This is a genomic window from Nonomuraea sp. NPDC051941 (genome assembly GCF_044593615.1).
Genome location: NZ_JBIUCF010000118.1, coordinates 1 through 6,893, shown reverse-complemented (window position 1 = coordinate 6,893; position 6,893 = coordinate 1). Strand labels below are relative to the sequence as shown.

The following is a 6,893-nucleotide window of genomic DNA, read 5'->3' as shown; positions in this document are numbered from 1 at the left end:
GCCGGACATTGACCGGGGAATCCACCCAAACCTGGCGCGTCAAATCCACCTAGAACGGACATCCAGCTCAAGATCTAGATCAGATGCCCTCTTAGAAGTCCTAACAAAGTGAATCTTGACCGGCCGTGCATCCATGCTTCGATGGCCATCGAGATGTCTGGAGCCTAGGTTGCGTTCCGGAGCCGTTGTCGGTCTCCGCCGGGTTGGGGTCGGTGAGTGTGCCCTGTCCGGTCGTGTAACGCACTGAGCTGGAGACTGAGAATGTCCGGTGAGATTCCGACCACTGATAATCGCGAACCGGCGCTGGTCGTGACGTCGATGATCGACCACGTACTCGATCTGGCGGCGACCTGGACAGCGTGGGACGGTCGCCCGGTGCGCGCCGATGAGCGGGTCTACACCCCACACAAGGCGATCCGCCGAGTCACCGATCATCTCATCGATCACCTCGCCGAGGTGGAAGCACGGCTGGCTGGCAACCCCACGATCCCTGATCGCTGGCATGCGTCGGCGAGCACAACTCCTGCCGATCTGGCGCCGTTCACCGACCAAGACCTGGACGAGGCCAGGAGCCGGCTCACCCGGCTCAGCCAGATCTGGGCTGGCCGCCTGACCGCGCTCACTCCAGATCAACTCGACCGGTCGCCCGGTGAGGGCTGGACATTCCGGCAGATCGCCTTCCACCTGGCCGACTCGGCCTACTACGCCGACGCCGTTGGGGACCTCTCGGCGGTTGGATCCGATCACTGACCTCTTATCAGCCCTCTCGTGAGCCGTCGCCAGCAGATGATTGCGGCGGCCAGCGTCATGAACGCCTCGTGGATGTCGTCGCGGACCTCCCAGCGGACGCGCAGACGGCGGAACCAGTGCAGCAGCGCGAGCGTGCGTTCCACCACCCAGCGGTGAACGCCCAGGCCCGAGCCGTGCGGGGTTCCACGGCGGGCGATGACGGGTTTGATGCTGGTGCGCCAGACCAGGCGACGGTACTTGTCGTGGTCGTACCCGCGGTCGGCGTACAGACAGTCGGGCCGCTTGCGAGGGCGGCCGCGGCGGCCCCGCACCGGCGGGATCGCCTTGATCAGCGGCAGAAGCTGAGTGACATCCTTGCGGTTACCGCCGGTCAACGACACGGCGAGGGGGATCCCATTGCCTTCGGTGATGACGTGGTGTTTCGAGCCCGGCTTGGCGCGGTCAACCGGGCTCGGCCCAGTTTTGGGCCTCGTCGCGCGAAGGGTGCGGACCGCTTGGAGCCATCTCAACGACCGCGACATCGAGTTCGTCCTGAGGATGTTCGCGCCGACGTTCACACACCGCTTCGTCGGCCAGAACGCCATGGGCGGAGTACGCGACAACATCGATTCCCAACGCCGGTGGTTCGAGCGGCTGTTTCGGCTGCTCACCGATATCCGGTTCACCGTTGATGATGTGCTTGTCAAGGGGTGGCCCTGGCGTACTCGGGTCGTGGCGCTCCTGCGGACCAGCGGTTCGGTCGCCGGCCACCCCTTCAACAATGAGTTCGCCCAGACGATTGAGCTGCGCTGGGGTCAGATCACACGTGTCAACGTGGTCGAGGACACCGAGAAGATGGCGACGATACTAGGCCATCTCATCGAGTGCGGCGTCGAAGAGGCCAGCGCTCCCCAGATCACAGACCGTCCGGACCCACGGGATCTCGACAACCACTTGCCGAACCCTCGCTGAGCCCCGTCGCTCGGGAGAAGACCGCCAGATAGGCGTGCGCTCTGGTGGTCTTGGGCTGTCTACGCTCTGTGATCAGGCGGGGGTTCTGTCAGGCTGCGCGTGCGACGGTTACAGATTCTCTGATTCGGCTGGCGCGTCCCGGGGATGCGCCAGCGTGGCTGGAATTGCAGCTGGCTGGACGCCGAGACATCACTCCAGGACGACGGAGCCCTGCGACTGAACGTCTCTGCCGTACTACCGCATCGAGTCGACGCGCAGGTCAAGCACCCTGCAACGACTTTTGAAGCAGTACAGGGCGAAGAGCCCGGCCGGTGACGGGTCGGCAGCGGTGCGCGTAGGAGGCGACCCGCTCGGTCACGAAGTCCCCGGCCCAGAGCAGCGCCTCGCCGACGAGCTGGTCCTTACCGCCGGGAAAGTAGTGCTGGAATGACCCCTGCGGCGCGCCCGCGTACTCGATCACGTCACGGATGCCGGTCCCTGTCACCCCCGCGTCCGCAGCAGCTGGCGGAGGCCGCCAGCAGCATGGCGCCGAGCAGGGCGGGCCTTTTCAAGGTTCCGCTGAACAAACGTGCTTCCTTCCAGGGGATGAATCGTCGTGCCCGAGGTGCGCAGGTGATCAGGAAGTGGCAGGTTTGAAGGTGCTGTCGGCTCGGAAGGCGGGGGTGTCCTGGTCCTTGTCGAGCCACAGCTGGTGGTGGCGGTGGCGGATGAATCGGCCGGGATAGTTGAGCGACTCCAGCCGCACCCTCCCCGCGCCCGAGGCCGGCCGGGCGAGGAAGGTCGCGTCCTGCTCGAACAGCTCGGTGCCGTTGTCGGCGTCGAACCGCAGCCGGTAATCCTTGTGCCGCAGGTAGCGGCCGTCCCCGTCCATGAACGAGTAGCCCTTGGCGTCGGCCAGGCCGGGCACGATCCGCAGTGGCGCCGGCCCCCCGAGCACGCCGAGAGCACCTGAGGCGGCGATCCCTTCCTTCGGGAAGTTGATCGACTGGAGGGTGCGTGTCACCCCGGTCGGCAGCGCGCCGCCGCCGCCACCGCCGGAGGCGGCGGCGCGGGTGAACAGCAGGGTCCCGAAGCCGAGCTGGTCGAACCCGCCGCTGTTCGGCCCGTAGTCGCCGCCACCGCCCTCGGCCCGCACCCGCTCGGCGTACGCCTTGGTGTACGGCAACGCCAGCCCGCGTCGGTTGGCGTAGTGGTTGTAGAGCAGTTCCCACACGGGACGGTCCTGGCCGCGCGCCGTGCTCGAGATGACCGGCTGCTCCCGGGGGGCGCAGTTCTGGCCGAGGCCCCACTTGTACGTGGTGAACGGCACGTCCTGGCCCAGGTTGTACTTGGCGACGTACTCGGCCGCCTTCATGATCCGGTTGTCGGCGTAGCCGTACAGGTCGACACCCTGGTTCCAGGCCATTTCCGCGATGGTGCCGATCAGGCCGATGCCCATCAGGGTGTGCCCCTGGTCGCGCCCGCTCTCCTGCCACTGGGCGAGACCGCCCGGGTGGAGGAACGGGATGGCGTTCATGATGGACCCGTTGCCCTTGCCGTTCTTGAAGTAGTCGACGGCCCGCTCGAACTTGGTCTGGTCGTCGCAGAACAGCCCGATCGCCATGACCGAGGCCATGTTGCACAGGTCCCAGTTGGCCCAGTAGTTGGTGATGCAGGCACCGTTGTGTTCACGCAGGAAGCGGTCGTTCGCCGGGTAGAAGACGTTCAGCAGCATCTTCTGGAACCGCTCGACGTCGAAGCCTGGGTAGCCGCGCAGGAGCTCGGCGGCGTTGGCGAACTGGTAGCCGTAGATGCCCGCCGCCAGGAACCGGTCGGCGTTGCCGTTGATCGCCTTCAACATGCCCGACCAGGCGTTCAGGATGTCCCGGGCGGCGTCGCCGTGCGCCTTCTCGCCGGAGATCTTCCAGCGCAGCGCGTTCTGGTAGGCGGCGTGCACGTCGTTGTAGAACTGCGGGTAATTCTGCCCGGTCCCACCGCGCACCACCGTCTCCAGCGGGCGCGCCTTCCACGTGCTTTTGGAGTGCCCGTTGGCGACGAGCCTGTCCCACCCGCTCTTGTACGGCTGCGCTCCCGCCTGCACCGCGGCCGCGATCCGGTCGAAGTCCGCCTGGGTGTGCAGCAGCCCCGGGTGCTTGAACGCCGCCGCCGCCGACGACGCCCGCGCCATGGAGGGCAGCGCCGGCAGCACCGCGATCCCGGCCGCGGCCTTCAGCAGGCTCCGTCGGCTGGTGTGGAGAACCATGTGAGTCCTTTCGCGAGACGATCTCTCGTCCGAGGAGACTGGCTGGGGGCGACTCCATAACACTTTTCCGGATCTCCGTTCCATCCGGCGGGCGCAGAATATCGCCGTTCGCCTGGTTTCTCCTGGTACTCACCGGTTTACATAGGTTGTGCCGTTTCACCTTGCTGAGCTGATCGCCGAGTACGAGGTCCCCGGAGCCGCACTGGCGTACCTGCACCAGGGAGAGCTGCACGAGTTCGCCGCCGGCATGCTCAACACCGCCAGTGGCGTCGAGGCGACCCCGGACGCTCTCTACCAGATCGGATCGATCACCAAGGTGTGGGACCGCCACTTTGCTCATGCTCCAGATCGGGCGGGGCAGGCTGACACTGAACACGCCGGTGGCGGAGGCGCTGCCGGAGTTCAAGGTCGCCGACCCCGAAGTCACCAAGACGGTCACGATCCGGCACCTGCTCTCCCATACCAGCGGCATCGACGGCGACGTTTCCTCGATACCGGGCGTGGCGACGACTGCCTGGAGAAGTACGTCGAGGACTGCGCCGACCTCCGCCAGAAGCACCCGCTCGGCGCCACCCAGTCCTACTGCAACTCCGGGTTCGTGATCGTCGGCCGCGTCCTGGAGCGGCTGGCAGGCAAGCGGTGGGACGACGTTCTCAGGGACGACTGGCCAGTGTGCCTTCGACGTCGCGCACGCTCATGCCGCGCACGAAGGACGCGATCACGAGTGTCTCCAGCGCGTGGGTGCGGGTGACGCCGGTGCCGAACGGGCGGGAGGCGAACTTCTCGGTGGTGCCGCGCAGCTTGGGTCTCGCCCTGTTGTCGGCCGATGGCGTCAGGCGTTGCCTGATCCTTGACGGCAGCGCCGATCAAGAAAGGACGGGACACATGAGACATCATCAAGATCGCATCGTGGTGTACAAGCGGTGCGGATGCGTCGATGCGACCTCCGGCAGGCAACTCGGCTGACGCTGCGTGCGCCTGGACAAGGAGGAGCACGGCAGTTGGTACTTCGCGGTGCAAGTGCGCGGCCCGGTCGGACGCCGCGAGCGGCTTCGGCATGGCGGGTTCGCCACCGCCGAGCAGGACCACCACGCGGGTGGTGAGGTGATCGCCGCGGATCAGGACGGTGGGCTGGGGGCGGGATACACGGTGGCGCGATGGCTGCGCTGCTGGCTGCAGGCTCAGCAGGGACTGCGGCCCAGCACCCGCGAAGGTTACGCCGATCATGTACGCCTGCATCTGATCCCGTATCTGGGCCGGATCGAGTTGGCCCAGCTGACCACCCGGGACATCGGCCGTATGTTCGCCGCCCTCGCCGGACGGCGCACGCGCTACGGCAAGCCGATCGTGCCCTCCACTCTGCACCGGATCCGGGCCACGCTGCGCGCGGCATTGAACGCCGCAGTGCGTGAGGGCCTGATCGCCTCCAACCCGGCACGCATGATTCGGCTGCCCGCGTCCTGTCGGCCGTATCCGCAGGTGTGGACCGACCGGCGAGTGGCCGCCTGGCGGCGTGAGGGCGAACACCCGACGGTGGCGGTGTGGACTGCCGACCAACTGGCCGAGTTCCTCGCCTTCGCCGGCAATGATCGGCTGCACGTGCTGTGGCAGTTGATCGCGCTGCGCGGGCTACGCCGCGGAGAGGCAGCCGGGCTACGCTGGATCGACCTGGACCTGGGCCGGCGGGAACTGGCCGTTAACCGGCAACTGGTGCATACCGACGCCGGGCTGATCGTCTGCCCGCCGAAAAGCGCCGCCAGCCAGCGGATCATCGCCCTGGATACGGAAACCGTTCGCTTGCTGCGCCGTCACGAGCAGACCGAGCGGCAGCGACTGGGCGACGCCTGGCGGGAAACGGGCCCGATCTTCACGCGGATGGATGGATCTCCACTTCGGCCGGACTATCTCACCGTCCGGTTCCGTACCTCGTGCACGCGAGCGGTCTGCCCCCGGTCCGATTGCACGACCTGCGCCACGGCACCGCCACCCTCGCCTTGGCCTGTGGCTCCGACCTGCGGGTCGTGCAGGGCACGCTCGGACACGGCAGCATCGTGGTGACCTCCGACATCTACACCTCGGTGCTGCCAGAGGTATATCACCGCTCAGCCCAGGCGATTGCGCGGCTGGTCCTGGGCAAGGCACGCAGGACCGCCCGGAGCCTACGGAAGGCGGCGGCCTGACGAAGTGACCCAGGTGTGACCCACATGTGTCTCACGATCAGCAAGAAACCTTCCCGTAAGGGAAGGAGCCGCAGGTGGGGGTGGTAGGGCGCCCGGGGCTCGAACCCGGAACCTACGGATTAAAAGATCGTCCCGAAAATGGAATCCAGGACGAGCTCAACCGCTGCATCCGCACCTCGACGACTACGCCACGGCCGTTGACCGGCAGATCGGTCATGCGTCGCTGGTGGTAGCCATGCGAGCTGGATGACCTGCGCGGACGGCGTTTTCGGCAGGCGCACTGTTACGGCAGGCGATCGACGGCCTGCGGGAGGATCCGCGCTCGGTCAAGTTCCACCGGGCGCTGTCCGTCACGTTCCTGCGCGGCACGCCCACCCAGGAGCTGGCCGCGGAACGACTCGGCCTCCCTTTCACCACCTACCGCCGCCACCTGACGGCCGGTATCGAACGCGTCTGCGCCGACCTGTGGCACCGCGAGCTGTATGGCATCGGCGCACCGGCGTACCGGTCCACCTGAGCCGCCACATCGTGCCTCGACCGGGGGCGTGTCAGCCGGCGAGCGCGAGGCCGGCCGCCGCCTCCGCGTGCAGCCGAGCGCTCGGCAGCACCGGGATGGCGCTGTCCTTCTCACTGATCAGCAGCTCGATCTCGGTGCAGCCGAGGATGACGCCTTCAGCGCCGTCGTCCGCGAAATCGTCGATGATCCGGGCGTAGGCGTCTCTGGACGATTCCCGGAGCGTCCCGCGCACCAGTTCGTCAAATATCACGTC

8 protein-coding genes and 3 pseudogenes are annotated in these 6,893 nt (G+C 66.9%); 7 read left to right on the top strand and 4 right to left on the bottom strand.

The genetic code is table 11. From position 1 onward, the window contains the following. The first annotated feature begins 261 nt into the window (after nt 1–261). Nucleotides 262–750 carry a hypothetical protein gene (locus ACIHFD_RS67460; RefSeq protein WP_397375896.1) on the top strand — a complete coding sequence of 163 codons (489 nt, stop codon included), beginning with the start codon at nt 262–264 and terminating at the stop codon, nt 748–750. Here ACIHFD_RS67460 and ACIHFD_RS67455 read toward each other — a convergent pair. After that, a pseudogene (locus tag ACIHFD_RS67455) lies at nt 744–1,214 on the bottom strand (IS5 family transposase); the annotation flags it as partial. The gene ACIHFD_RS67460 and the pseudogene ACIHFD_RS67455 sit on opposite strands and share 7 nt — an antisense overlap. Here ACIHFD_RS67455 and ACIHFD_RS67450 point away from each other — a divergent pair. Then, nucleotides 1,159–1,701 carry a nuclear transport factor 2 family protein gene (locus ACIHFD_RS67450; protein WP_397375895.1) on the top strand — a complete coding sequence of 181 codons (543 nt, stop codon included), beginning with the start codon at nt 1,159–1,161 and terminating at the stop codon, nt 1,699–1,701. The pseudogene ACIHFD_RS67455 and the gene ACIHFD_RS67450 overlap by 56 nt on opposite strands. Nucleotides 1,702–1,960: 259 nt before the next feature. Here ACIHFD_RS67450 and ACIHFD_RS67445 read toward each other — a convergent pair whose 3' ends face one another. Both ACIHFD_RS67445 and ACIHFD_RS67440 read right to left on the bottom strand, forming a co-directional pair. After that, nucleotides 1,961–2,185, bottom strand: coding sequence for a hypothetical protein (locus ACIHFD_RS67445; protein ID WP_397375894.1), 225 nt, complete (start codon nt 2,183–2,185; stop codon nt 1,961–1,963). 132 nt (nt 2,186–2,317) lie between these two features. Continuing rightward, complete coding sequence (locus ACIHFD_RS67440; protein WP_397375893.1) at nt 2,318–3,943, bottom strand: AbfB domain-containing protein; 1,626 nt, start codon at nt 3,941–3,943, stop codon at nt 2,318–2,320. A gap of 148 nt (nt 3,944–4,091) precedes the next feature. Between ACIHFD_RS67440 and ACIHFD_RS67435 the strand changes: the two are divergent. The 5 genes and pseudogenes from ACIHFD_RS67435 to ACIHFD_RS67415 form a co-directional block, all read left to right on the top strand. Further along, nucleotides 4,092–4,250 (top strand): annotated as a pseudogene (locus ACIHFD_RS67435) (serine hydrolase); the annotation flags it as partial. 31 nt (nt 4,251–4,281) lie between these two features. Then, nucleotides 4,282–4,694: pseudogene (locus tag ACIHFD_RS67430) on the top strand (serine hydrolase domain-containing protein). Further along, complete coding sequence (locus tag ACIHFD_RS67425; RefSeq protein WP_397375897.1) at nt 4,640–4,909, top strand: hypothetical protein; 270 nt, start codon at nt 4,640–4,642, stop codon at nt 4,907–4,909. The pseudogene ACIHFD_RS67430 and the gene ACIHFD_RS67425 overlap by 55 nt, the downstream one beginning before the upstream one ends. Nucleotides 4,910–4,915: 6 nt before the next feature. Then, nucleotides 4,916–6,001, top strand: coding sequence for a tyrosine recombinase XerC (gene xerC / locus ACIHFD_RS67420; RefSeq protein ID WP_397375892.1), 1,086 nt, complete (start codon nt 4,916–4,918; stop codon nt 5,999–6,001). After that, nucleotides 5,902–6,123 (top strand): hypothetical protein, encoded by a 222-nt coding sequence (locus ACIHFD_RS67415; RefSeq protein ID WP_397375891.1) that lies wholly within the window; start codon nt 5,902–5,904, stop codon nt 6,121–6,123. The genes xerC and ACIHFD_RS67415 overlap by 100 nt, the downstream gene beginning before the upstream one ends. A 548-nt stretch (nt 6,124–6,671) precedes the next feature. On the opposite strand, the gene ACIHFD_RS67410 is transcribed toward ACIHFD_RS67415, so the two are convergent. Then, nucleotides 6,672–6,893: aspartate/glutamate racemase family protein (locus ACIHFD_RS67410; RefSeq protein WP_397375890.1), on the bottom strand; the 222-nt coding region annotated here is incomplete at its 5' end.